Origin of the sequence: Enterobacter chuandaensis, from assembly GCF_003594915.1 — a bacterium.
Classification (GTDB): domain Bacteria; phylum Pseudomonadota; class Gammaproteobacteria; order Enterobacterales; family Enterobacteriaceae; genus Enterobacter; species Enterobacter chuandaensis.
Genome location: NZ_QZCS01000001.1, coordinates 461,987 through 487,957 on the forward strand (window position 1 = coordinate 461,987; position 25,971 = coordinate 487,957).

Here is a 25,971-nt window from a genome sequence, read left to right on the forward strand (position 1 = left end):
TTTTTTTGACCGCAAGATGCGGTTTTAGTTCCCGGCCTCAAAATTGCGGCAAGGCTTGTCTGGTGCGGTTCTCCTTAATTTTATTGCACAAAATTCGTTCTAAAAATGTTAAATAATAGGTATACGGAACTTTTTTTTTCATATGCCTGACAGACTTCACACTTGTAAGTTTTCAGCTACGTTGTAGACTTTACATCGCCAGGGGTGCTCGGCCTAAGCCGAAGATATCGGTAGATTTATATTTGACCACGCCCCCCGGTGAAGGATTTAACCGTGATTCTCTCTTGAGACTTTCATGGCGAATTTTGGATGATAACGAGGCGCAAAAAATGAAAAAGACAGCTATCGCGATTGCAGTGGCACTGGCTGGCTTCGCTACCGTAGCGCAGGCCGCTCCGAAAGATAATACCTGGTATGCAGGTGGTAAACTGGGCTGGTCTCAGTTCCACGACACTGGCTGGTACAACAGCAGCCTGAACAACGATGGCCCTACTCACGAGAGCCAGCTTGGTGCAGGTGCGTTCGGTGGCTATCAGGTTAACCCGTATGTTGGCTTTGAAATGGGTTACGACTGGTTAGGTCGTATGCCATACAAAGGCGACACCATCAATGGCGCTTTCAAAGCTCAGGGCGTTCAGCTGACCGCTAAACTGGGTTACCCAGTAACTGACGATCTGGACGTGTACACCCGTCTGGGCGGCATGGTATGGCGTGCAGACTCCAGCAACAGCATCGCTGGCGACGACCATGACACTGGCGTTTCCCCAGTATTCGCTGGTGGCGTTGAGTGGGCTATGACCCGTGACATCGCTACCCGTCTGGAATACCAGTGGGTTAACAACATCGGTGACGGTGCTACCGTTGGCGTTCGTCCAGACAACGGCATGCTGAGCGTAGGTGTTTCCTACCGTTTCGGCCAGCAGGAAGATGCAGCACCAGTTGTTGCTCCAGCGCCGGCTCCAGCTCCAGAAGTACAGACCAAGCACTTCACTCTGAAGTCTGACGTTCTGTTCAACTTCAACAAAGCGACCCTGAAACCAGAAGGTCAGCAGGCACTGGATCAGCTGTACACCCAGCTGAGCAACCTGGATCCTAAAGACGGTTCTGTAGTGGTTCTGGGCTTCACCGACCGTATCGGTTCTGACGCTTACAACCAGAAACTGTCTGAGAAACGTGCTCAGTCTGTTGTTGATTACCTGATCTCTAAAGGTATCCCAGCTAACAAGATCTCCCCACGTGGTATGGGCGAATCTAACCCAGTTACTGGCAACACCTGTGACAACGTGAAAGCTCGCGCTGCACTGATCGACTGCCTGGCTCCAGATCGTCGCGTAGAGATCGAAGTTAAAGGCGTTAAAGACGTTGTAACTCAGCCAGCGGCATAAGTTATCGTCTTATAAAAAAACCCCGCCATGCGGGGTTTTTTATTGTCTGAAGAAAACTAAAATTTACTTTTTGCCCAGCAACGCCTGAAGGTCGTTTTTCAGCGACGACATCTGATTAGCATACTTCTCTTTATGCTCAGCATCCTCAATCAGCTGCACGATGGTTTCCGACAGGGTTTTGCCGCGCCGTTGCGCCAGCCCGGCCAGACGCTGCCAGACCACGAACTCCAGGTCGATGGACTTTTTCCGGGTATGCTGATGCTCAGCATTGAAATGCCGCTTACGTCGCGCGCGGATAGTTTGCTTCATCCGATTTAGCAACGCAGGATTAATGTGTTTCTCAATCCAGCCGTTTACCTGTACCGGTTCATTTTCGAGGGTCAGCAAAATATCCACGGCTTCTTGCGCAGCGCTGGCTTCGATATAGCAGGTGATCAGCTCCCCTTCACGGTGCTTTTTGACCAGGTACTTCCATTTCCAGCCGCTTTCGAGATTTTCCAGTTGTTGATATTTCATTGCGATCTCAGTGTTACCACGTAACTCTGTTCAGAATATCAGTTTTTTAGCAATCTGCTGAAAAGAAATCATATCCTGTGAGCGAATACCGCCTGTCGGCCTGTTGAAATTCCCAATCCTGCTTGGGTAGAGCCCCCCGCTTACGGTATACTCCACGCTTTTACATCTGACTAAAAAACATCAACTTTGACGATTACGAAACTAGCATGGCGTGACCTTGTTCCGGATGCCGAGAGCTATCAGGAACTGTTTGCACAGCCAGATCTCGCAAAAGAACACGAATTCATCCTTAGCGATACGCAACCACGTTTGCATTATGCGCTGGAGCAGACGTTAAGCCCATGGGCGACCTCGCCTTTCATGCTGCTGAAAGCCCCGGAAGAAGCGGAATACCTGTCGCTGTTCGGGGATGCCATGCGCCAGCTGCGGCCGGAGGCGAACGCGGTCTTTGGCGGCCAGTATCGTATCGCGGGACATAATGTCACCTTTGAACCAGCGGAACAGGCCGACGGTCGTTTTGCTGCCACAGGTGAGGTGATTACCGCTAACTGGGTCGAGGCTGAACAACTCTTTGGCTGTCTGCGCCAGTTTAACGGTGAACTTACCCTACAACCGGGTCTGGTACATCGCGCAAATGGCGGCGTACTTATCATCTCTCTGCGTACTCTGCTCGCGCAGCCGCTGTTGTGGATGCGCCTGAAAACGATCGTGAACCAGCAGCGCTTTGACTGGGTCGGTTACGATGAGTCTCGTCCTCTCCCTGTCTCCGTTCCGTCAATGCCGATGTCGCTAACTGTCGTTCTGACAGGTGACCGCGAATCGCTGGCGGACTTCCAGGAAATGGAGCCGGAACTGGCTGAGCAGGCGGTCTACAGCGAATACGAAGACAACATCCAGATTGCCGATGCGGACGACATGGCGCAGTGGTGCCAGTGGGTGATGACCGTCGCTGAGCGTTTTGCCTTGCCTGTGCCAGCCGCCGACGCGTGGCCGGGTTTACTTCGTGAAGCGGTTCGCTACACCGGTGACCAGGAAACCTTGCCGCTCTGCCCGCTCTGGATTGGCAAGCAGCTGCGTGAGGTGGGCGTTATCAGCGGCCACGGCACGTTCTCTGGTGAACAGCTTACGCAGATGCTGGCGCAGCGAGAGTGGCGCGAAGGCTATCTTGCTGACCGCATGCAGGATGAAATTCTGCTGGAACAAATTCTGGTCGAGACCGAAGGCGAACGCATCGGGCAGATTAACGCCCTCTCGGTGATCGAGTTTCCAGGCCATCCGCGCGCGTTCGGTGAACCGTCCCGTATCAGCTGCGTTGTGCATGTTGGCGATGGCGAATTTACCGATATTGAACGCAAAGCCGAGCTGGGGGGCAACATTCACGCCAAAGGCATGATGATCATGCAGGCGTTTTTGATGTCCGAGCTGCAGCTTGAGCAGCAAATCCCCTTCTCCGCCTCGCTGACGTTTGAGCAGTCCTACAGCGAAGTCGATGGTGATAGCGCCTCTATGGCTGAGCTGTGCGCCTTAATCAGCGCCCTGGCGGACGTGCCAATCAACCAGAACATCGCCATTACCGGCTCAGTCGATCAATTTGGTCGCGCTCAGCCCGTTGGCGGTATCAACGAGAAAATTGAAGGTTTCTTCTCTATCTGTCAGCAGCGCGGTTTAAACGGCAAACAGGGTGTGATCATTCCGGCTCCCAACGTACGCCATTTAAGCCTGAGCCAGGATATTCTGGATGCAGTTGAACAGGAACAATTCACCATCTGGGCCATCGAAGGGATCGAGGATGCGCTACCCTTACTGACAAACCTGGTCTGGGACGGCGAAGGTCAGACAACCCTGATGCAGACTATTCAGGAGCGTATTGCCCAGGCGACACAGCAGGATGCTCGCCATCGTTATCCATGGCCGTTACGCTGGCTGGGTTGGTTCAGTTCGAACTGATCGGACTTGTTCAGCGTACACGTGTTAGCTATCCTGCGTCCTTCACTAAAATAAGGCTTACTGAGAACATGGTAGATAAACGCGAATCCTATACAAAAGAAGATCTTCTTGCCTCTGGTCGCGGAGAACTGTTTGGCGCGAAAGGCCCGCAGTTACCGGCCCCCAATATGCTGATGATGGACCGTGTCGTGAAAATGACCGAAACCGGCGGCAACTTTGATAAGGGTTACGTAGAAGCAGAACTCGATATCAACCCGGACCTGTGGTTCTTCGGTTGCCACTTTATTGGCGATCCGGTAATGCCTGGCTGCCTGGGCCTGGATGCGATGTGGCAGCTGGTTGGCTTCTACCTCGGCTGGCTGGGCGGTGAAGGTAAAGGCCGTGCGCTGGGCGTCGGCGAAGTGAAATTCACCGGTCAGGTTCTGCCTACCGCGCAGAAAGTGACTTACCGTATTCACTTCAAGCGCATTGTTAACCGCCGTCTGATTATGGGCCTGGCGGATGGTGAAGTGCTGGTAGATGGTCGTCTGATCTATACCGCTAACGACCTGAAAGTGGGTCTGTTCCAGGACACTTCCGCGTTCTGATATCGCTTTAAGCGACCCCGGAAAGGCGAAACCTCCGCAGTGCGGAGGTTTCTTTTTTTAAAGAGACGTTATCAGGCTATGAGTGCCCTGTCGCCGATGGCTTCTCGCCAGCCTCCAAGCCATTGTGACCTTTGATTTATCGTCTGATAAGGACACATTTCTTTAGAACGTCCAGCGATGCCGGCCTGATAACCACGTTGATGAGCCCGTTCCAGGCGATCTCGTTTCTGTCTCTTCATGCCTCGTTTCCCTCATTCTTTTGTCTGGTGGAAAGAAAACAGTGTCTGCACCAGATGCGCAGGCACAGATAACGAATACCCCGAATTAGCCCCAGCGTCAACGTTCAAAATTCATACGGATGTCATATTTGTGAGCTAGCTGGAAGATCATTTGTACAAAAATTGTGATGCGGCACAAGTAACAACCTGACGCCAAAACGAAAAAAAAACCGCAATCAGCAACGGGCCGATTGCGGTTTTTGACGATGAATTTTACTTATGGCAGCCGGGAAATTTCCCTGGCGATGCTGGCTGACTCCTGCGCCCAACCTTGGGCAAGCACTTTCACCATGTCATCATAGCCATCTTTCTGCTGCTTCAGCTCCAGATGGAAAGGACGCTTAATCAGCTGCCCCTGATGATTCAACAGCCACTCTCCGCTGATGACAACGGCACCGTCATAACGACCGTGGAAGCCCGTCACCGTGACGTTCAGCGTGTCCTGATCGCTTCCCAGAGGCTGGGAGGCGACAACCCAGCCCGGAAGCTGGCTGCTGAGATTCGCCACCAGCGTATTGCGTAACTGCTGATCCAGCGGGCTGGCCCACAGGTTATTGTTGGCGATAACGTACTGGACATCGCTGGTCTGATAGACCACCCCATTGCCTGCCAGGTAATCTGGTACGGCGACCTGCTCAACCCACAGCAGACGGTTGCCCTGCGAGGCGCTGGTTTGCGTAACCGCCTGCGTCACCAGCGGTAGCTGGTAGTAGCTTTTCGTATCGCTCCCGGAGCTACAGGCCGTGAGTACCATCGCTCCTGCAATCGCTAGCCATTTTTTCATTGTTTCGCCCTCTTCGGCTCAGGATCCTTTTTATCTTTCGCTTCGAACACCAGCGCGTTGCTCTTCTCGTTGAGTGTTTTCAGAACCGGCTGCAGTTCGCGCAAGACCTGATCAAGACGCTGCATATCTGCCACCATCTTATTGTACGCCGCCGAGCCTGGCTGGAAGCCCTGCATACTGCGGTTCAGTTCGCGCAGCGTTTTCTGCATATCCTGCGGCAGCTGCTGCATGCTCTGGTTGGCTGTGATCTTGTTGATGTTGTCCAGCGTGGTCTGCAGACGCTGCATTGTCGCCTGACTTTGGTGTAGCGAACCTGTCGCGGCTTCAATCATTGGGTTCAATGGCAGATTGTTAATCTTATCCAGCGTTTCCATGAGACGCTGCTGGATCTGGGCCAGACCGCTGCTCACCGTTGGGATGATCTTATAGCCACCAAATTCACGCATACCGGTAATGGGCGGTGCCTTTGGATAGAAGTCCATATCGACATACAGTGCGCCGGTCACCAGGTTACCCGTTTTCAGCGAGCCGCGCAGACCGCGATTCATCAGGTCGGTGATATGCTCGCCGATATCCTGATTCTCACCAATCTGGTTGATCAAGCGCTCAGGCTCAATGCGGATCAGCACCGGAATACGGTAATCATCATCAAGCATCTGCTTAAGGCCAGGGACAAAGTAAGGCACTTGTCCCACCGTTCCCAGACGAATACCGCGGAACTCAACCGGCGCGCCAGGCTGCAGGCCGCGAACAGAATCCTTAAAGAACATCAGGTAGTCGATGTGATCGGTGTAGAGCGCATCCTGAATGCTTTTTTGATCGTCAAACAGCCTGAAGGCGGTTTTCTCGGCCACCGGCTGCCCCAGCTCCAGACCTTCCGGCACGTCAAAACTTACGCCACCGCCAAACAGCGTCGTCAGCGAGCCCATTTCAACACGCATGCCTGCCGAGGTCAGATCCACCGCGATACCGCTGTCTTTCCAGAAACGGACATTGCTGGTGACCAGACGATCGTTAGGCGCGTTAATAAACAGCTGATAGCTCATCGCTCTTTTCTGCGGATCAAACGTGCTTTTCTCAACCGAGCCCACGCGATAGCCGCGGAACAGCACCGGATCGCCCGCCGTGAGCTGACCCGCTTTTTTGCTGTCGAGGATCACGCGGATACCTTTTGCATCAGGCGGTGCCAGCGGCGGTGAATCCAGAAGCTGATATTGTCCCGGCTGGTTCCCTTTCGCACCCGGCTGCAGTTCAATGTAGGCACCCGAGAGCAGCGTTCCTAATCCGCTGATCCCTTCACGGCCCACCTGCGGCTTGACCACCCAGAAAACAGAATCGCCATGCAGCAGTTTTTCCATGCCGGCATTAAGGCGCGCCTTAATCTCCACATGGGTTAAATCGTCGGTTAAGGTAGCGCTTTCCACTACGCCCACGTCCACGCTACGACTTTTAATGGTCGTTTTACCGCCTTCAATCCCCTCAGCGTTGGTGGTGATCAGCGTCACTTCCGGTCCCTGATGGCTGTAGTGATAAAACAGGATCCATGCACCGATCAGTGCGGTCACGATGGGGAAAATCCACACCGGTGACCAGTTTTTGACCTTCTGCACTTTCGCCTCTCCACTCTTATTTTCCATGCTCTTACTCTTCCTCATGGCTTGATTCAGGCTCACGATCCCACGATAAACGAGGGTCGAAGGTCATGGCCGCAAACATGGTCATAATTACGACCAGTGCAAACATTAAAGCCCCCATCGCGGGATAAATACTCATCAAACCGCCCATCCGCACCAGCGCAGAGAGAACGGCAATCACAAACACGTCGATCATTGACCAACGACCGACAAATTCGACCACTTCGTAAATCAGGTGCATGCGTTCGCTGTCGCGCTTTCCGTGGCCTTTTGCATCCCAGCAGAGCCAGGCAATGGCGATCATTTTTAAGGTTGGCACCATAATACTGGCGATAAAGATTACGCCAGCAACCGGATACGACCCCTCCCCCCACAGCAAAATGACCCCGGCGAGGATCGTCGAGGGCATTTTGTCACCAAGTAAATCAGTGATCATAATCGGCAGAATATTGGCCGGCAGATACAGCATGACGGACGTGACCAGCAGCGCCATCGTCCACTGCAGGCTATTTTTGCGACGTACGTGACCTTTCGTTTCGCAGCGCGGGCAAACGTCGAGATCGGCGGGCAGCACGGCGGTACAGCACGGGCAGGAGCGCAGCCCCTGGCGGATACCCGGCACGCCGACCTTCACCGTCTGCGCAAGCGTCGGGGCCGGGGCGATATCGTCCCACGCCCAGCGCCTGTCCACGCACTGGAAGGCGCGCAGCTGCAGGACACAGTACAGACACCAGGGAATAAAGCTGCTGCCAATCCCCACGTCGCCGTACGCCATCAGCTTCACGAAACTGACCAGAATCCCCGCCAGAAAGATCTCGGCCATCCCCCAGCTTTTGAGCTGAAAAAGGATACGCGCGAGCCTGATTTTAAGGGATGCGGGCATCCTGACGCGGTTGACCAGCAACAGGATGACCACCAGGCAAAACGCCGGGACTATCTGGACGAACAGCAGAAAAAAGGTGCCGAGGCTGGCGTAATCTTCCGAGAACATCACGCCCGGGATTTCGAGCAGATCCACCTGGCTTGTCATCCCGCCCACCTTCATATAGATGAAGGGGAAGAGATTGGAGAGCAGCAGCATGAACAGTGCTGCCAGTGCGTAAGCGGTGGGACGCTGCCGCGGCGCGTCCCACTCGGTTGTCAACGTCGCGCCGCAACGTGGACACAGGGCTTTATGTCCGTGACCAAGCTCTGGCAACGCCACGAGCATATCGCATTGCGAGCATAATATATGCCTGTCGGCATGGTGCTGGTCACACATATTTAATCCCTGTTTATGCGCCGTTTTTCAGAGACTCAAGGTACTCCCAGCGCTCAAATGCTTCTTCCAGGGCTTTTTCAGCCGCGGACATTTCAGCCAGTACTTTCTGAGTATAGTCATGCGATTGGGTGAAGAATGACGCATCAGCAACCTGCGCTTGCAGACTCTCAAGCGCGGCCTCCAGCTCTTCAAGACGCTGAGGTAGCCCCTCCAGCTCGCGCTGCAGGTTATAGCTTAGTTTAGCCGAGGTTTTCTTGACAGTTTCTGCTTTCGTTACAGCAGGTTCAGAACTTGTTCTGGACTTTGACTGTTTCTGCGCCAGAGACTGCGACTGCTGCCCTTTTGCGTCGTGATAGCCCCCCACGTACTGACCAATTCGCCCTTCACCTTCGAAGATCCAGCACTCGGTCACGGTGTTATCCACGAACTGACGATCGTGGCTAACCAGCATCACGGTCCCCTGATAACCATCGATCAGCTCTTCAAGTAATTCCAGCGTTTCGACATCCAGGTCGTTTGTTGGTTCATCGAGAATCAAAAGGTTACTTGGTTTCAGGAACAGACGGGCCAGCAGAAGACGGTTACGCTCCCCACCGGAGAGCGCGCGCACCGGCGTCATCGCACGTTTCGGATGGAACAGGAAGTCCTGCAGATAGCCCAGAACGTGACGCGGCTTGCCGTTCACCATCACTTCCTGCTTACCTTCTGCGAGGTTATCCATCACGGTACGATCCGGATCCAGCTCCGCGCGGTGCTGGTCGAAGTACGCCACTTCCAGCTTAGTCCCACAGTGAATGCGGCCGCTGTCAGCCTGCAGCTGGCCCAGCATCAGCTTCAGCAACGTAGTTTTGCCGCAGCCGTTCGGGCCAATCAGCGCAATTTTATCGCCGCGCTGAACCTGCGCAGAGAAATCTTTCACCAGCACTTTGCCGTCAACCTGGTAGTTAACTTTTTCCATTTCGAAGACAATCTTGCCGGAGCGGGACGCTTCTTCCACCTGCATTTTGGCGCTACCCATCACTTCGCGGCGCTCGCTGCGCTCACGACGCATCGCCTTCAGGGCGCGAACGCGGCCTTCGTTACGGGTACGGCGCGCCTTGATGCCCTGACGGATCCACACCTCTTCCTGCGCCAGCTTGCGGTCGAACTCGGCGTTCTGCAACTCTTCCACGCGCAGGTTTTCTTCTTTCTCCAGCAGATAGGTATCGTAATCGCCAGGATAGGTGACCAGCTTGCCGCGGTCGAGGTCAACAATGCGCGTCGCCATATTGTGTATAAACGAACGGTCGTGCGAGATGAAGATGATGGTGCCGCTGAAGGTTTTCAGGAACCCTTCCAGCCAGTCAATCGCTTCGATATCAAGGTGGTTGGTTGGTTCGTCCAGCAGCAGTACTTTAGGGCCGCTGACCAGCGCGCGCCCGAGCGCCGCTTTACGCAGCCATCCGCCGGAGAGCGCGGACAGTTCCATATCCGCTTCGAGACCCAGCTGGGCCAGCACCTCGTTAATGCGGTTTTCCAGCTGCCACAGACCATGGTGATCGAGCATCTCCTGCACTTTCGCCAGCTCGTTGAGATTCTTGTCGCTCGGGTCAGTCATCACCAGATGTGAAATCTCGTGATAGCGCTTCAGGTACTCCGCCTGCTCGGAGATGCCTTCCGCCACGAAATCGTACACGCTGCCGGTCACATGACGCGGCGGATCCTGCTGGAGGCGGGAGACGATCAGATCCTGCTCGTACACAATGCGGCCGTCATCCAGCCCCTGCTCGCGGTTGAGGATTTTCATCAGCGTGGATTTACCCGCGCCGTTACGGCCCACCAGACAGACGCGCTCGTTATCTTCGATGTGCAGCTCTGCATTATCGAGAAGCGGTGAGTCGCTGAAAGAGAGCCACGCGCCGTGCATACTAATTAAAGACATTTATTTTTCCTTTCAGACCGCGGTAATCAACCAGCAGTTATGAATTTGACGGTTACGGGCGAAGTCCTGAGACAGCGTTTTTTGACTGATTTCTTGTGCTTTCAGTCCCAGGGCTGCCAGACCGTCGTGATCCATACGGAAGCCGCGTTTGTTGTTCGAGAACATAATGGTGCCGCCTTTGCGCAGCAGGCGCTTCAGGTCGGTCATCAGGCGCAGGTGATCGCGTTGAACGTCAAAGCTATCTTCCATACGCTTGGAGTTAGAGAAGGTCGGCGGATCGATAAAGATCAGGTCGAACTGCTCGTCGGTATCGCGCAGCCAGCCCAGCACGTCGGCCTGCATCAGGCGATGCTGACGTCCTGTTAAACCGTTCAGGCGCAGGTTACGCTCGGCCCACTCCAGATAGGTGCGGGACATATCCACCGTGGTGGTGCTGCGCGCGCCGCCGAGACCGGCATGCACGCTGGCGCTGCCGGTGTAGGAGAACAGGTTGAGGAAGTCTTTGCCCTTGCTCATCTGCCCCAGCATACGGCGGGCGATGCGGTGGTCAAGGAACAGGCCGGTATCAAGATAGTCTGTCAGGTTCACCCACAGGCGGGCGTTATATTCGCCCACTTCGATAAAATCGCCCTTCTCACCCATCTTCTGGTACTGGTTTTTACCCTTCTGACGCTCGCGGGTTTTCAGCACCAGCTTGTTCGGCGCAATCCCCAGCACGGCAATGGTGGCCGCAATGACGTCCAGCATACGCTGACGCGCTTTTTGCGCATCAATGGTTTTCGGCGGAGCATATTCCTGAATCACTACCCAGTCCGCGTAGCGGTCAACCGCCACGTTGTACTCCGGCAGGTCGGCATCGTACAGGCGGTAGCATTCGATCCCTTCCTGCTTCGCCCACTTCTCAAATTTCTTCAGGTTTTTGCGCAGGCGGTTGGCGTAATCTTCCGCCACGCCGGACGGCTTGCTGTCCGCCGCTTTCTCTGCCAGATGGTAGTTTTTCTGCACGCAGTCCAGCGGGCCGTTTTTCGCCTTAAACTGGCGATCGGCACGCAGCTGCAGGCAGCTCAGCAACTCCGGCGAAGCGCTAAACAGAGACAGGTTCCAGCCGCCGAAGTGGTCTTTCATATTGCGGCCCAGCAGGCTGTGCAGGGCAATCAGCGCAGGCTCGCTATCCAGACGCTCGCCATATGGCGGGTTGCTGATCACGGTCCCGTACGGGCCTTTCGGCAATGGGTTGGTCAGGTTCGCCACGTCTTTTACCTCGAAGGTGACCAGCTCACCGATACCGGCGCGACGGGCGTTGCTGCGCGCGCGTTCAATCACGCGCGGGTCGCTGTCCGAGCCGTAGAAGTGCGAGGTGTACTCCGCCAGGCCTTTACGCGCACGGGTCTGCGCGTCGTCTTTAACCTCTTTCCAGAGCGCTTCATCATGCTGCGCCCAGCCCTTGAAGCCCCAGTGGCCGCGGTGCAGCCCCGGCGCACGGTCGGTGGCCAGCATTGCGGCCTCAATCAGCAGCGTACCGGAACCACACATTGGATCGAGCAGCGGCGTGCCCGGCTGCCAGCCAGAGCGCATCACGATGGCGGCGGCCAGGGTTTCTTTGATCGGCGCCATACCGGTGCGATCGCGGTAGCCGCGCAGATGCAGGCCCGCACCGCTCAGATCGAGAGAGATACTCGCCGTGTCGCCGTTAAGCCAGACGTTGATGCGCAGGTCCGGGTTTTCGCGATCGACGTTCGGACGTTCCTTATTTTTACGCGTGAAGCAGTCCACAATGGCGTCTTTTACGCGCAGGGCGCCGTACTGGCTGTTGCGGATCTCGTCGTTCACGCCGTTGAAATGTACCGCGAAGGTGGCATTTGGCGTGAAGATCTCTGTCCAGTCGATCATCTGTACGCCGGTATAGAGATCAAGATCGCTATAGACCTTGCACTCCTTCATCGGCAGCATGATGCGCGACGCCAGACGGCTCCACATCAGGCTCTGGTAAATAAGCCGCGTGTCGCCCTCAAAATGGACACCACCCTGAACCACCTGGCACTCTTGCGCGCCCAGGCTTTCCAGTTCAGTTTTTAACAGCTCTTCCAGCCCACGGGCCGTACTGGCAAACAGAGAATTCATATCGTCACTTTTACTCTTAGAAAATTGTCGCGCATTATAGCTAATATGGCGTGTATGTCATAAAGTTGAAGGCTTATTTTCATTTGCGGGAGTGTGCAGTGGCGACGTTATCCAGGCTTTTTATTCATCCGGTGAAATCCATGCGCGGCATCGGCGTCTCACACGCACTGGCCGACATGAGCGGATTCGCCTTCGATCGTATTTTTATGGTCACCGAGCCAGACGGCACATTCATTACCGCACGCCAGTTCCCGCAGATGGTTCGCTTTACCCCTTCCCCGCTTCATGACGGTTTGCATCTGACCGCGCCGGACGGTTCCAGCGCGGTGATTCGCTTTGTTGATTTTGCGCCTGTGGATGCGCCAACGGAAGTGTGGGGCAATCATTTTACCGCGCGCATCGCACCGGATGAAATTAACCGCTGGCTGAGCGGCTTCTTCTCCCGCGACGTGCAGCTGCGCTGGGTTGGGCCTGAACTGACGCGTCGCGTGAAGCGCCACGACGCCGTTCCTCTCTCCTTCGCCGATGGCTTCCCGTTCCTGCTCACCAACGAAGCGTCACTGCGTGATTTACAGAATCGCTGTAAAGCAAGCGTACAGATGGAACAGTTCCGTCCAAACCTCGTCGTCACGGGTGCCGACGCCTGGGATGAAGACACCTGGAAAGTCATCCGCATCGGCAGCGTCATCTTCGATGTCGTCAAACCCTGCAGTCGCTGCATTTTCACCACGGTAAGCCCTGAGAAAGGTCAGAAACACCCTTCCGGCGAACCGCTGAAAACGCTGCAATCATTTCGTACCGCGCAGGACAACGGCGATGTCGATTTCGGTCAGAACCTGATCCCGCGCTCCAGCGGCGCGATCCGCGTAGGCGATGAGGTTGAAATTCTCGCCCGCGGGCCGGCGAGAGTGTACGGCTCAGGGCAGGAAGAAGAAATGGTCGACGTTGAGACAAACGTCGCCTCTGCGGTGGATATTCACTGGCAGGGCAAGGTGATTCGTGGCAACAATCAGCAGGTTTTACTGGAGCAACTGGAACAAGCCGGTATTCGCGTACCGTATTCCTGCCGCGCGGGCATTTGCGGATGCTGCCGCATCAAGCTGCTGGAAGGTGAAGTGAGTGCGCTGAAGAAGTCTGCAATTGGCAATGACGGGACAATTCTGTGCTGTAGCTGCGTACCGAAAACGTCCGTACAGCTGGAAGCTTAAACCGCCTGTTCGAGGCTGAAGGCATCTACGCGCAGCTGTGGCTTCAGCCTGTCGTTCATCACTTTGATCGCATCACCTAGCTGCATGACTCGCCCGGCAATCGTCACGCCGGGTTGCGCCAGCAGGCAGAGTGCAGCATTTTCGCCCGGCTCAACCACTAACAGGCTCACCTCTTCGGCAGTATCGCTCAGATTGACGCTGGCCGCGTCGCCCGTGGCCGGAGACCAGCTCATACCGTGCGCCAGGAAATGCCAGCTTTTTGGCATTTGCGGCTTCAGGAAACGAATCGCCACCAGCGCATTCAGGACCAGCTCAGCGCGCTGTTCTTTAGAAAGCGCAAGGTCACGGCATTTTTCTTCAAAGGAAAAATAGAGCGCCGCATCGTCAACGCAAAAGCCCGACGGGGCAAATGCGTCCGGGGTTAACATTCGGCGGGCAAAACGAGAACGAAACAACATGCCATTGGCTAAATCGAGCATCATACGATCGTGCTCGTCGCAAAAATACCAGCGCCAGTTATCGTCAGGTTTAATTCGCATGTGTCTCTCCCGTCCCCAAACGTCCTGTACTAAAAATGTCCTGTTCGCCGCTTCGTTTATAACACTAGTAATAAAAGACTATAATGTCTAAATAAGCAACAGTGACGGAATATAAAACAACCAGGGCTGGAAATAAAGCCCTGGTTGTCTGATTAAGAGAAAAGATTAGATATGAGTAACGATTTCTTTAATCAAAGGCGGGCCTTTAAAAATAAAGCTGGAATAGATTTGCACCAGTGATGCACCCGCCGCCATCTTCTCGCGAGCAGCAATCACCGAGTCGATGCCGCCGACGCCAATAATCGGTAAACGGCCATTTAATTCCGCAGACAGTGCGCGAATAATTTCGGTGCTTTTTAATTGTACCGGACGCCCACTTAACCCACCCGCTTCGTCACAGTTTTTCATTCCCTGGACGAGCGAACGATCGAGCGTGGTATTCGTCGCAATCACACCGTCAATATTATGGCGAACTAAACTATCGGCAACCTGGATCAATTCTTCGGCAGAAAGATCCGGCGCGATCTTAACCGCGACCGGAACATATTTATGGTGGATCGACTGCAGCTCATTTTGTTTATTTTTAATGGCACTCAGAAGATCGTCCAGCGCTTCGCCATATTGTAAGGAACGCAGGCCCGGGGTATTGGGTGAGGAAATATTCACCGCGATATAACCGGCATAGGCGTAGACTTTTTCCATACAAATCAGATAGTCATCTTTACCCTGCTCAACCGGCGTATCTTTATTTTTACCGATATTGATGCCTAACACCCCATCAAAATGGGCTTTCTTCACGTTCTCCACCAGGTGATCAACGCCGAGGTTATTAAAGCCCATGCGGTTGATCAGCCCTTCGGCTTCGACCAGGCGGAACAGGCGCGGCTTGTCATTTCCCGGCTGCGGGCGCGGCGTGACGGTACCGATTTCGATGGAGCCAAAGCCCATCGCGCCCAGAGCGTCAATACATTCGCCGTTCTTATCCAGGCCAGCCGCCAGACCCAGCGGATTTTTAAAGGTCAGACCCATGCACTGCACAGGCTTTTCCGGCACATTCTGACGCACCAGAGCGGCCAGAGGCGTGCCTGTAATACGACGTAATTGCTGGAATGTAAATTCATGAGCGCGCTCGGGGTCGAGCTGGAAAAGGGCTTTACGAACGAAGGGGTAGTACATGAACTCTCCTGGATTCCCGGTGTGCAAACCGGGAGGGGATTATGGGCGATCCCGTTCCGAAAGGGAATTGACCTGCGGCAAAAAATCGGCGTAAAACGCAATCGTTTACCTCCCTGTCTATTTCTTATGCGCTTTTTCGCATTTTAATTGCGGATAAATCATTTAGTGGAATAACCGCGCAGTGTCACACTCCTGAAAATTGTTATGAATGTTAGATAAAAGCAAACAATTGGTTATAAGGAGCAAACATGCGCGTCATCACCCTGGCCGGTAGTCCACGATTCCCCTCGCGTTCCAGCGCCCTGCTGGAATATGCCCGCGACAAGCTCAACGCTCTGGATGTGGAAGTGTGCCACTGGAATCTGCATAACTTCGAACCTGAAGATTTGCTCTACGCCCGTTTTGACAGCCCCGCGCTCAAAACCCTGACGGAACAGCTTAAAGGTGCTGACGGCTTAATCGTGGCGACACCTGTTTATAAAGCCTCTTTTTCGGGTGCACTGAAAACGCTGCTCGATCTGCTTCCCGAGCGCGCCCTGGACGGCAAAGTGGTCCTGCCGCTGGCCACGGGCGGCACGGTGGCCCATTTACTGGCCGTGGATTATGCCCTGAAACCGGTACTCAACGCGCTGAAGGCACAGGAGATCCTTCACGGCGTTTTTGCAGATGATTCACAGATCATTGACTACCAGCATAAGCCGCACTTCACGCCGAATCTGCAAACCCGCCTTGATGCCGCGCTGGAAACCTTCTGGCATGCGCTGCATCGCCGGGATATCCAGGTCCCTTCTTTTAATCCGCCGCAGGGAGTCGCACATGCTTAAAACCTTAACCCGTCTCGGACTGGCTGGCCTGATGGCGTTTACCGCGCTGGCACAGGCTGCAGAAGCCGCACCGGACAGCTTACGCATTGGCTATCAGAAAGGCAGCGTCAGTATGGTGCTGGCAAAAAGCCACCAGCTTCTGGAAAAACGCTTCCCGGACACCAAATTCTCCTGGGTGGAGTTCCCCGCCGGGCCACAGATGCTTGAAGCACTGAACGTTGGCAGTATCGATCTGGGCAGCACGGGCGACATTCCGCCTATCTTTGCTCAGGCTGCCGGAGCGGACCTGGTTTATGTGGGCGTAGAACCCGCGAAACCGAAAGCCGAGGTAATTCTGGTACCTGAAAACAGCGACATCAAAAGCGTTGCCGATCTTAAAGGCCGTAAAGTTGCTTTCCAGAAAGGCTCCAGCTCGCACAACCTGCTGCTGCGCGCCTTACAGGAAGCCGGGCTCAAGTTCACCGACATTCAGCCCGTTTACCTGACGCCTGCCGACGCACGCGCTGCGTTCCAGCAGAAGAACGTTGATGCCTGGGCCATCTGGGATCCGTACTACTCAGCCGCATTACTGCAGGGTGGCGTACGGGTGCTGAAAGACGGAACCACGCTGAAGCAAACCGGTTCGTTCTATCTCGCCTCACGCCCTTACGCAGAAAAGAACGGCGCGTTTATTCAGGGCGTACTGGATACCTTTACGCAGGCTGATGCCCTGACACAGAGCCAGCGTCAGGCGAGCATTGCCCTGCTGGCAAAAACCATGGGCTTACCTGAACCGGTGATCGCGAGCTACCTCAGTCATCGTCCGCCCACCACCATTGCGCCTGTCGATGCGCACGTCGCCGCGCTTCAGCAACAAACCGCGGACCTTTTCTATCAAAACCACCTGGTACCAAAACAGGTCAATATTCGCGAACGCATCTGGCAGCCCGCAGGCAAAGAAGGAGCTAAATCATGAGTCTGAATCTTTTCTGGTTTTTACCCACCCACGGTGATGGACACTATCTTGGTACAGAAGAGGGCTCGCGCCCGGTTGACCACGGCTATCTTCAGCAGATTGCGCAGGCGGCGGACCGAATCGGTTTCACCGGCGTACTGATCCCAACCGGACGTTCGTGCGAGGATGCCTGGCTGGTGGCCGCGTCGATGATCCCGGTGACCCAGCGCCTCAAGTTCCTGGTTGCGTTACGCCCAAGCGTGGTTTCCCCCACCGTGGCGGCGCGCCAGGCGGCTACGCTGGACAGACTGTCCAACGGTCGCGCCCTGTTTAACCTGGTGACGGGCAGCGATCCGCAGGAGCTGGCGGGCGACGGCGTTTTCCTCGACCATACCGAGCGCTATGAAGCCTCCGCCGAGTTTACCCGCGTCTGGCGACGCCTGCTGGAAGGTGAAACCGTCACCTTTGAAGGCAAACATATTCACGTTCGCGACGCGAAGCTCTACTTCCCGCCGGTGCAGCAGCCACGTCCTCCGCTCTATTTTGGCGGATCGTCGGATGTGGCTCAGGATCTGGCCGCTGAGCAGGTCGATCTCTATCTGACCTGGGGCGAGCCGCCCGAGCTGGTGAAAGAGAAAATTGCTCAGGTTCGCGCCAAAGCCGCCGCCCATGGCCGCAGGGTGCGCTTCGGCATTCGCCTGCACGTGATTGTGCGCGAAACCAATGAGGAAGCCTGGCAGGCGGCAGACCGTCTGATATCCCACCTGGACGATGAGACGATTGCAAAAGCCCAGGCGGCGTTTGCCAAAACCGACTCTGTCGGGCAGCACCGGATGGCCTCTCTGCACAACGGCAAGCGCGAGAATCTTGAAATCAGCCCTAACCTCTGGGCGGGGGTCGGCCTGGTGCGCGGCGGCGCGGGCACAGCGCTGGTCGGCGACGGTCCAACCGTAGCAGCGCGTATCAATGAATATGCTGACCTGGGCATCGACAGCTTTATTCTTTCCGGCTATCCGCATCTGGAAGAGGCCTACAAGGTGGGTGAACTGCTGTTCCCGCATCTGGATGTTGCCATCCCGGAAATTCCGCAGCCGCAGCGGCTCCAGCTTCAGGGCGAAGCCGTGGCGAACGAGTTTATTCCACGCAAAGCCGCGCAGAGCTAAGGAGTGACCATGTCTGCCACCTCACAAAAATGGCTGCTGCGCGCCGCTCCGTGGTTTTTGCCCGTCGGCATTGTGGCGCTCTGGCAGCTCGCGTCGTCCACCGGCTGGCTGTCGAGCCGCATTCTGCCCTCTCCGGAGGGCGTCGTTGAAGCGTTCTGGTCGCTGAGCGTGAGCGGAGAGCTGTGGCAGCATCTGGCGATCAGCTCCTGGCGCGCCGTGATTGGGTTTTCCATCGGCGGCAGCATCGGTCTGGTGCTGGGTCTGATCAGCGGCCTTTCCCGCTGGGGCGAGCGGCTGCTGGATACCTCCATTCAGATGTTGCGCAACGTGCCGCATCTGGCGCTGATCCCGCTGGTTATCCTCTGGTTTGGGATTGACGAGAGCGCCAAGATCTTTCTCGTGGCGCTGGGCACGCTGTTCCCGATCTACATCAATACCTGGCACGGCATCCGCAATATCGATCGCGGTCTGGTGGAGATGGCGCGGAGCTACGGCTTGTCCGGCTTTTCTCTCTTCACACACGTGATTCTGCCGGGCGCCCTGCCCTCCATTATGGTCGGGGTGCGCTTTGCGCTCGGCCTGATGTGGCTGACGCTGATCGTCGCGGAAACCATCTCGGCCAACTCCGGTATCGGCTACCTGGCGATGAACGCCCGTGAATTTCTGCAAACGGACGTGGTGGTGGTTGCCATCATCCTCTATGCCCTGCTCGGCAAACTCGCCGACGTTAGCGCCCAGTGGCTGGAGCGCAGCTGGCTGCGCTGGAACCCGGCCTACACCCTTCAGGAGGCAAAAGCATGAATACAGCACGTCTGAACCAGGGTACGCCGCTGCTGCTGAACGGCGTAACTAAACGCTACGGCGAAAACACCATTCTTAACGGGCTGGATCTGCATATTCCCGCCGGCCAGTTTGTGGCCGTAGTCGGGCGCAGCGGCGGCGGCAAGAGCACCCTGCTGCGTCTATTAGCCGGGCTGGAAGCCCCCAACGGTGGAGAGATTCTGGCAGGAACCACGCCGCTGGCCAATATTCAGGACGATACGCGCATGATGTTTCAGGACGCGCGGCTGCTGCCGTGGAAAACGGTGATTGATAACGTCGGGCTGGGGCTCAAAGGCAGCTGGCGGGATGAAGCCCGTCGAGCGCTGGCCGCCGTCGGGCTGGAACACCGTGCCGGTGAATGGCCTGCATCGCTGTCTGGCGGACAGAAACAACGCGTGGCGCTGGCGCGAGCGTTGATTCACCGGCCTGGCCTGCTGCTGCTTGATGAACCGCTCGGCGCGCTCGACGCCCTGACGCGGATTGAGATGCAGGATCTGATTGAAACCCTCTGGCAGGCGCACGGCTTTACGGTACTGCTGGTGACGCATGACGTCAGCGAAGCCGTGGCGATGGCGGATCGGGTGCTGCTTATAGAAGACGGGAAAATCGGTCTGGATCTGACGGTGGATATCCCGCGTCCTCGTCGCGTGGGCTCGGCGAGACTGGCGGAGCTGGAGGCGGAAGTGTTGGATCAGGTGATGAAGCGTGGGGAAACGGAGTTACAGCGTATTAAGGCGAATGCCTGATGCCCTCCCCCCGGCCCTCTCCCACAGGGAGAGGGAGGGTTAAGCTTTCTATCAAGCCAGTGCTTTAGCAATCTTCTCGTACAGATCGCCAGACAGGTTTTCCAGCCCTTGCAGCTGCTCAAGCGCGGCGCGCATCTTCGCCTGGCGCTGTGCATCGTAGCGTTTCAGACGGATCAGCGGCTCAATCAGACGTGACGCCACCTGCGGGTTACGGCTGTTGAGTTCGGTCAGCATTTCCACCATAAACTGGTATCCGCTGCCGTCTTCGGCGTGGAACGCCGCCGGGTTGCTGCTGGCAAACGCACCAATCAGCGAGCGGACGCGGTTCGGGTTGCTCATCGTGAACGAACGGTGCTTCAGCAGGCTGCGAACCTTGCTGAGCGCATCGGCCGCCGGGCTGGTCGCCTGCAGAATAAACCACTTGTCCATCACCAGACCATCCTGGTGCCATTTGTCATCGTATTCCTGCATCAACGCATCGCGGCACGGCAGTTCAGCGGCAACGCTTGCCGCCAGGGCCGCGAGCGCATCGGTCATGTTATCCGCTTCGTGATACTGTTTGCTCACCAGCGTGTTCGCCAGCCCGGCCTCACCAAACGCAAGGTAGCGCAGGCAGGTATTGCGCAGGGTACGCTTGCCGATATCCGCATGCTCCACGCGATAGGCATCAAGCTTGTTGGCGTTGTAGAGCGCCAGGAACTCGTCCGCCAGTTCGGTCGCCAGCGTGCGGGTCAGCGCTTCGCGCACCGCCACGATGGCAATTGGGTCGATGATGTCGAACAGCTCCGCAATTTCAGTCGCGGACGGCAGCGTCAGAATTTCAGCCGCCAGCGCCGGGTCAATCTTCTCGTCCAGCAGGATGGCGCGGAACGCGTCTGCCACATGCACCGGCAGCGTCAACGGCTGGCCCTGCTGGTAACGGTTCACGTTCAGCTTGATGTAGGTTGCCAGCAGGCTCTGCGCCGCATCCCAACGAGAGAAATCGTTGCGCGCATGGCGCATCAGGAACGTCAGTTGCTGGTCGCTCCATTTGTACTCCAGCTTCACCGGCGCGGAGAATTCGCACAGCAGCGCAGACACCGGCTGGAAGTAAACATTATCGAAGATAAAGGTCTGCTCTGCCTGGGTCACGTTCAGAACGTGGTGAACCGGATGGCCGCCCTTCTGTAATGGGATGACTTTGCCTTCGTTGTCGTACAGCTCAATGCTGAACGGAATGTGCAGCGGATATTTCTCTTCCTGCTCGGCGGTTGGCGGCGTGCGCTGGCTGATGGTCAGGGTGTACTGCTCGGTTTCCGGGTTGTAGTCGTCCTTAACGGTGACAATCGGGGTCCCGGCCTGGCTGTACCAGCGGCGGAAATGAGAAAGGTCAACGTTAGACGCGTCTTCCATCGCCTGCACGAAGTCATCGCAGGTGGCCGCGCTGCCGTCGTGACGTTCGAAGTAAAGCTGCATCCCTTTCTGGAAGTTTTCCTCGCCCAGCAGGGTGTGGATCATACGAATAATTTCAGCGCCCTTCTCGTACACCGTCAGGGTGTAGAAGTTGTTCATCTCAATGACTTTGTCCGGACGGATCGGGTGCGCCATAGGGCTGGCATCTTCCGCAAATTGCAGACCGCGCATGGTGCGCACGTTGTTGATGCGGTTCACCGCGCGTGAACCCAAATCGGAGCTGAACTCCTGATCGCGGAAAACGGTCAGGCCCTCTTTCAGGCTCAGCTGGAACCAGTCGCGGCAGGTGACGCGGTTACCGGTCCAGTTATGGAAATACTCGTGGCCGATGACGCGTTCGATATCGAGGTAGTCTTTATCGGTGGCGGTATCGGTACGCGCCAGCACATACTTGGAGTTAAAGATGTTAAGGCCTTTATTCTCCATCGCGCCCATATTGAAGAAGTCGACGGCGACGATCATATAGATGTCGAGATCGTATTCGAGGCCGAAGCGCTCTTCGTCCCACTTCATGGAGTTAATGAGTGAGGTCATCGCCCACGGCGCGCGGTCGAGGTTGCCGCGGTCAACGAACAACTCCAGCGCCACTTCACGGCCAGAGCGGGTTTTGAAGGTGTCGCGCAGCACGTCGAAATCACCCGCCACCAGCGCAAACAGATAGCACGGTTTCGGGAACGGATCCTGCCACTGCACCCAGTGACGGCCATTTTCCAGCTCGCCCTCACCGACGCGGTTACCGTTGGAGAGCAGGAACGGATAGAGCGTTTTATCGGCAATGATTTTGGTGGTAAAGCGCGCCAGCACGTCCGGGCGGTCCAGGTACCAGGTAATGTGGCGGAAGCCTTCGGCTTCACACTGCGTGCACAGCGCCACGCCAGACTGGTAGAGCCCTTCCAGCGCCGTATTGGCCGCAGGGCTGATCTCATTGACGATGCGCAGCGTAAAGCGTTCCGGCAGGTTGTCGATGACCAGCTGGTTGCCTTCTTCTTTATAGTCTGACCAGGGTTCATCGTTAATGTGCAGGGAGACCAGCGTCAGGTCTTCGCCATCCAGACGCAGCGGTACGGCAGTCGCGCTGTGGCGCGTCACCTGGCTTACCGCCGTCACAACGGTTTTTGTGGCATCCAGGTCAAAAGTCAGATCGATATCGCTAATCAGGTATTCCGGCGCACGGTAGTCGTGGCGGTATTTGGCTTGTGGCTGTTGTGTCATAGAAAACCTTATGCATCGTTTGTCGAGTAACGTTTCAATATATTCCTGTTGTGTAAAACGCGCTATGCAGAATGTTCATCTTTTCAGGCAGAAACTCCTTTTTTGCTACATTTGTATAACACGGGGCACGAAATGCTCTCGACCATAAAGTGTGCTTATGTTGTGATCGGGGTTCAATAAATCACTAAACAAGGTATACTCCGGAGTTGTTTATTGTACTAAACGCTCCCGTGAGAGGATGCTACAGCGCACCTATGACTCAATTCGCTTCTCCGGTTCTGCATACGTTGCTGGATACCGACGCGTATAAACTGCATATGCAGCAAGCCGTTTTCCACCATTACTATGACGTTCACGTCGCGGCGGAATTCCGCTGCCGTGGTGACGACTTGCTCGGTATTTACGCAGACTCCATTCGTGAACAGGTCGATGCGATGCAGCATCTGACGCTGCAGGACGACGAATATCAGTGGCTTTCAGGCCTGCCTTTCTTCAAAGCGGATTATCTGAACTGGCTGCGCGACTTCCGCTATAAGCCAGAACAGGTCACCGTAACCAACGAGAACGGCAAGCTGGATATTCGTCTTGAAGGTCCGTGGCGGGAAGTGATCATGTGGGAAGTGCCGCTTCTGGCAGTGATTAGCGAGCTGGCTCACCGCTACCGTTCGCCGGAAACGGGCGTCGAGCAGGCAGTTGCCTCGCTGGAAAACAAACTTGCAGCCTTCTCTACGCTGACCGAAGGGCTGGATATGTCCCGCTTCCGCCTGATGGATTTCGGCACCCGTCGCCGCTTCTCTCGCGACGTTCAGGAGGCCATTGTAAAACGTCTGCAACTTGAGCCGTGGTTCGTGGGCACCAGTAACTACGATCTGGCGCGTCGCCTTAGCCTGACACCAATGGGCACCCAGGCGCACGAATGGTTCCAGGCGCATCAGCAAATTAGCCCTGACCTGGCTAACAGCCAACGTGCGGCACTGGCTGCGTGGCTTGAAGAGTATCCAAATCAACTCGGGATCGCCCTGACCGACTGTATTACGATGGATGCCTTCCTGCGCGATTTTGGCCCCGAGTTTGCTGAGCGTTACCAGGGGTTACGCCACGATTCCGGGGATCCGGTTGAATGGGGCGAAAAGGCGATTGCCCATTACCAAAAACTTGGCATTGACCCGATGAGCAAGGTGCTGGTCTTCTCCGATAATCTCGACCTGGCGAAAGCCGTCGAACTGTATCGTCATTTCAGTACCAGAATTAATCTGGGCTTCGGGATCGGTACCCGGTTGACCTGCGATATCCCTCAGGTAAAACCACTGAACATTGTGATAAAACTGGTGGAATGTAACGGCAAGCCGGTGGCGAAACTCTCCGATAGCCCGGGTAAAACCATCTGCCATGACAAAGCGTTTGTCCGCGCATTGCGCAAAGCGTTCGATCTCCCCCAGATCAAAAAAGCCAGTTAAGCGCTGACGGGAGCCTTCAGGGCTCCCTTCCCTTATTTATTTCTCAATTCTTCTCTTTTGACTGCGAAATTTACTTGTCTGATAGCGGATGGCAGGTAACATAGATATCCCCCCATAAGGGTGGACAAGTGTTTATTTTTTCCGACTATTAACAGAGAGAATATTATGAGCGTTGTGCCTGTAGCCGACGTACTCCAGGGCCGTGTCGCCGTTGACCAGGAGGTCACCGTGCGCGGATGGGTGCGTACTCGCCGAGATTCTAAAGCTGGCATCTCCTTCCTTGCCGTCTATGACGGTTCCTGCTTTGATCCTGTACAGGCCGTCATTAATAATTCTCTGCCCAATTACAATGATGACGTTCTGCGCCTGACGACGGGTTGTTCCGTTATCGTTACCGGGGTGGTTGTCGCATCACCGGGCCAGGGTCAGAGTTTCGAAATTCAGGCCTCTGCCATTGAAGTCACCGGCTGGGTTGAAGATCCGGACACCTACCCGATGGCGGCAAAACGTCACAGCATCGAATACCTGCGTGAAGTCGCACACCTGCGTCCGCGTACCAACCTGATTGGTGCGGTGGCCCGCGTGCGTCATACGCTGGCTCAGGCGCTGCATCGCTTCTTCGATGAGCAGGGTTATTTCTGGGTGTCTACCCCGCTGATCACCGCCTCCGATACGGAAGGCGCGGGTGAGATGTTCCGCGTCTCGACGCTGGACATGGAAAACCTGCCGCGCACGCCGGAAGGTAAAGTGGACTATGACAAAGACTTCTTTGGTAAAGAAGCCTTCCTGACGGTGTCCGGTCAGCTCAACGGCGAAACCTACGCCTGTGCGCTGTCTAAAATCTATACCTTCGGCCCAACCTTCCGCGCCGAAAACTCTAACACCAGCCGCCACCTGGCGGAATTCTGGATGCTAGAGCCGGAAGTGGCGTTTGCTGACCTCAACGACGTTGCCGGTCTGGCGGAAGCGATGCTGAAGTACGTCTTCAAAGCGGTGCTGGAAGAGCGTCCTGACGACATGAAGTTCTTCGCAGAGCGCGTAGACAGCGATGCTGTGGCGCGTCTGGAGCGTTTCGTCTCTGCCGACTTTGCGCAGGTGGACTATACCGACGCGGTAGCGATCCTCGAGAAATGCGGTGAGAAGTTCGAGAACCCGGTTTACTGGGGCGTCGATCTGGCGTCTGAGCACGAACGCTATCTGGCCGAGAAACATTTCAAAGCGCCGGTTGTTGTTAAAAACTACCCGAAAGACATTAAGGCCTTCTATATGCGCCTTAACGAAGACGGGAAAACCGTGGCAGCAATGGACGTACTGGCACCGGGCATCGGTGAAATCATCGGTGGTTCTCAGCGTGAAGAACGTCTGGACGTGCTGGACGCGCGCATGGAAGAGATGGGTCTCAACCCTGCGGACTACAGCTGGTATCGCGATCTGCGCCGTTACGGCACCGTTCCGCACGCTGGGTTCGGTCTGGGCTTCGAGCGTTTGATCGCCTACGTTACCGGTGTTCAGAACGTACGTGACGTGATCCCGTTCCCACGTACTCCACGTAACGCCAGCTTCTAAGTAACACAACAGATAATGGCCAGCATTTGCTGGCCATTATTTTATTCTGTCCTGTCAGTTTTTGTCAGCGTAAAGTCAGCGTTTTTAAACCATCACCCTGTCACAACCACTACCTGTTACGTTTTGTTTCCGCAAAATATCCAGCGACAAAAAATAAACCACAGTCTTATTGCGATTATTACAACCTCAAGCAATAGCACAAATTTCAACCACTTTTTTAGCCATCCAGAAGTCTTTTTACGGTCATAAGAAAAAACGAGTCGTTTAACATCCGTTTATAGGAATTGCCTTTATTCAAATTAATCATAAGGAATTCATATATATAGGAAACAATTCGCTGATTAATTCATCAGGACACTCTGAAATTTGAGATGGTTCACAAAGTTCCAAAAAATACACATTTAGTTACACATATTTTCTTCTTGTAACTCAATCTTG

General features: G+C 55.4%; 21 protein-coding genes. 11 read left to right on the top strand and 10 right to left on the bottom strand.

The window, feature by feature from the left end:
* Positions 1-329 precede the first annotated feature (329 nt).
* Complete coding sequence (gene ompA, locus D5066_RS02420) at positions 330-1,385, top strand: porin OmpA (protein WP_119914941.1); 1,056 nt, start codon at positions 330-332, stop codon at positions 1,383-1,385.
* A 63-nt stretch (positions 1,386-1,448) separates the two neighbouring features.
* On the opposite strand, the gene matP is transcribed toward ompA, so the two are convergent.
* Positions 1,449-1,901: a macrodomain Ter protein MatP gene (matP, locus tag D5066_RS02425; RefSeq protein WP_023332611.1), complete on the bottom strand. Its 453-nt coding sequence runs from the start codon at positions 1,899-1,901 to the stop codon at positions 1,449-1,451.
* 186 nt (positions 1,902-2,087) lie between these two features.
* Between matP and D5066_RS02430 the strand changes: the two genes are divergently transcribed.
* Entirely contained in the window at positions 2,088-3,848 is a 1,761-nt protein-coding gene (locus D5066_RS02430) for an AAA family ATPase (RefSeq protein ID WP_119914942.1), read from the top strand.
* 68 nt (positions 3,849-3,916) lie between these two features.
* Positions 3,917-4,435, top strand: a complete 519-nt coding sequence (fabA, locus tag D5066_RS02435) for a bifunctional 3-hydroxydecanoyl-ACP dehydratase/trans-2-decenoyl-ACP isomerase (protein WP_119914943.1) — start codon at positions 3,917-3,919, stop codon at positions 4,433-4,435.
* A gap of 71 nt (positions 4,436-4,506) precedes the next feature.
* Here the strand turns inward: fabA and rmf are convergent, their stop codons facing one another.
* The 6 genes from rmf to rlmKL form a co-directional block, all read right to left on the bottom strand.
* Positions 4,507-4,674 (bottom strand): ribosome modulation factor, encoded by a 168-nt coding sequence (rmf, locus tag D5066_RS02440; RefSeq protein ID WP_013097261.1) that lies wholly within the window; start codon positions 4,672-4,674, stop codon positions 4,507-4,509.
* A gap of 256 nt (positions 4,675-4,930) precedes the next feature.
* On the bottom strand, positions 4,931-5,497 hold the full coding sequence (pqiC, locus tag D5066_RS02445) for a membrane integrity-associated transporter subunit PqiC (protein ID WP_119914944.1): 567 nt from the start codon (positions 5,495-5,497) through the stop codon (positions 4,931-4,933).
* On the bottom strand, positions 5,494-7,134 hold the full coding sequence (pqiB, locus tag D5066_RS02450) for an intermembrane transport protein PqiB (protein ID WP_119914945.1): 1,641 nt from the start codon (positions 7,132-7,134) through the stop codon (positions 5,494-5,496). The genes pqiC and pqiB overlap by 4 nt, the downstream gene beginning before the upstream one ends.
* Positions 7,135-7,138: 4 nt before the next feature.
* Positions 7,139-8,392: a membrane integrity-associated transporter subunit PqiA gene (gene pqiA / locus D5066_RS02455; protein WP_119914946.1), complete on the bottom strand. Its 1,254-nt coding sequence runs from the start codon at positions 8,390-8,392 to the stop codon at positions 7,139-7,141.
* Positions 8,393-8,405: 13 nt separating this feature from the next.
* Positions 8,406-10,313: an ABC transporter ATP-binding protein gene (locus D5066_RS02460; RefSeq protein ID WP_119914947.1), complete on the bottom strand. Its 1,908-nt coding sequence runs from the start codon at positions 10,311-10,313 to the stop codon at positions 8,406-8,408.
* Positions 10,314-10,325: 12 nt separating this feature from the next.
* The gene (gene rlmKL, locus D5066_RS02465) at positions 10,326-12,434 is read right to left on the bottom strand and encodes a bifunctional 23S rRNA (guanine(2069)-N(7))-methyltransferase RlmK/23S rRNA (guanine(2445)-N(2))-methyltransferase RlmL (protein ID WP_008499936.1); all 2,109 of its coding nucleotides are present in this window, start codon (positions 12,432-12,434) and stop codon (positions 10,326-10,328) included.
* A gap of 98 nt (positions 12,435-12,532) precedes the next feature.
* Here rlmKL and D5066_RS02470 point away from each other — a divergent pair, with 98 nt between their 5' ends.
* Positions 12,533-13,642 (top strand): YcbX family protein, encoded by a 1,110-nt coding sequence (locus D5066_RS02470; RefSeq protein WP_119914948.1) that lies wholly within the window; start codon positions 12,533-12,535, stop codon positions 13,640-13,642.
* On the opposite strand, the gene zapC is transcribed toward D5066_RS02470, so the two are convergent.
* Entirely contained in the window at positions 13,639-14,181 is a 543-nt protein-coding gene (gene zapC, locus D5066_RS02475; protein WP_080327677.1) for a cell division protein ZapC, read from the bottom strand. The two genes, D5066_RS02470 and zapC, sit on opposite strands and share 4 nt — an antisense overlap.
* A gap of 165 nt (positions 14,182-14,346) precedes the next feature.
* Entirely contained in the window at positions 14,347-15,357 is a 1,011-nt protein-coding gene (gene pyrD / locus D5066_RS02480) for a quinone-dependent dihydroorotate dehydrogenase (RefSeq protein WP_119914949.1), read from the bottom strand.
* Between the two features lie 248 nt (positions 15,358-15,605).
* Here pyrD and ssuE point away from each other — a divergent pair, with 248 nt between their 5' ends.
* From ssuE to ssuB, 5 genes are read left to right on the top strand one after another with little or no spacing between them, the layout of a single operon-like run.
* Positions 15,606-16,181, top strand: coding sequence for an NADPH-dependent FMN reductase (gene ssuE, locus D5066_RS02490; protein ID WP_080327679.1), 576 nt, complete (start codon positions 15,606-15,608; stop codon positions 16,179-16,181).
* Positions 16,174-17,136 (top strand): sulfonate ABC transporter substrate-binding protein, encoded by a 963-nt coding sequence (locus D5066_RS02495; protein WP_119914950.1) that lies wholly within the window; start codon positions 16,174-16,176, stop codon positions 17,134-17,136. The genes ssuE and D5066_RS02495 overlap by 8 nt, the downstream gene beginning before the upstream one ends.
* A complete protein-coding gene (gene ssuD / locus D5066_RS02500) occupies positions 17,133-18,278 on the top strand; it encodes an FMNH2-dependent alkanesulfonate monooxygenase (RefSeq protein WP_080327681.1) in 1,146 nt (381 codons plus the stop codon). The genes D5066_RS02495 and ssuD overlap by 4 nt, the downstream gene beginning before the upstream one ends.
* A gap of 9 nt (positions 18,279-18,287) precedes the next feature.
* A complete protein-coding gene (gene ssuC / locus D5066_RS02505) occupies positions 18,288-19,079 on the top strand; it encodes an aliphatic sulfonate ABC transporter permease SsuC (protein WP_080327682.1) in 792 nt (263 codons plus the stop codon).
* A complete protein-coding gene (ssuB, locus tag D5066_RS02510; protein WP_119914951.1) occupies positions 19,076-19,846 on the top strand; it encodes an aliphatic sulfonates ABC transporter ATP-binding protein in 771 nt (256 codons plus the stop codon). Before ssuC ends, ssuB begins: the two co-directional genes overlap by 4 nt.
* A gap of 51 nt (positions 19,847-19,897) precedes the next feature.
* On the opposite strand, the gene pepN is transcribed toward ssuB, so the two are convergent.
* Positions 19,898-22,510 carry an aminopeptidase N gene (pepN, locus tag D5066_RS02515; RefSeq protein ID WP_119914952.1) on the bottom strand — a complete coding sequence of 871 codons (2,613 nt, stop codon included), beginning with the start codon at positions 22,508-22,510 and terminating at the stop codon, positions 19,898-19,900.
* A 254-nt stretch (positions 22,511-22,764) separates the two neighbouring features.
* Between pepN and pncB the strand changes: the two genes are divergently transcribed.
* Together pncB and asnS are read left to right on the top strand one after the other, a co-directional pair.
* A complete protein-coding gene (gene pncB / locus D5066_RS02520) occupies positions 22,765-23,967 on the top strand; it encodes a nicotinate phosphoribosyltransferase (RefSeq protein WP_080327685.1) in 1,203 nt (400 codons plus the stop codon).
* Between the two features lie 165 nt (positions 23,968-24,132).
* Entirely contained in the window at positions 24,133-25,533 is a 1,401-nt protein-coding gene (gene asnS / locus D5066_RS02525; protein ID WP_048960458.1) for an asparagine--tRNA ligase, read from the top strand.
* Positions 25,534-25,971: the final 438 nt, after the last annotated feature.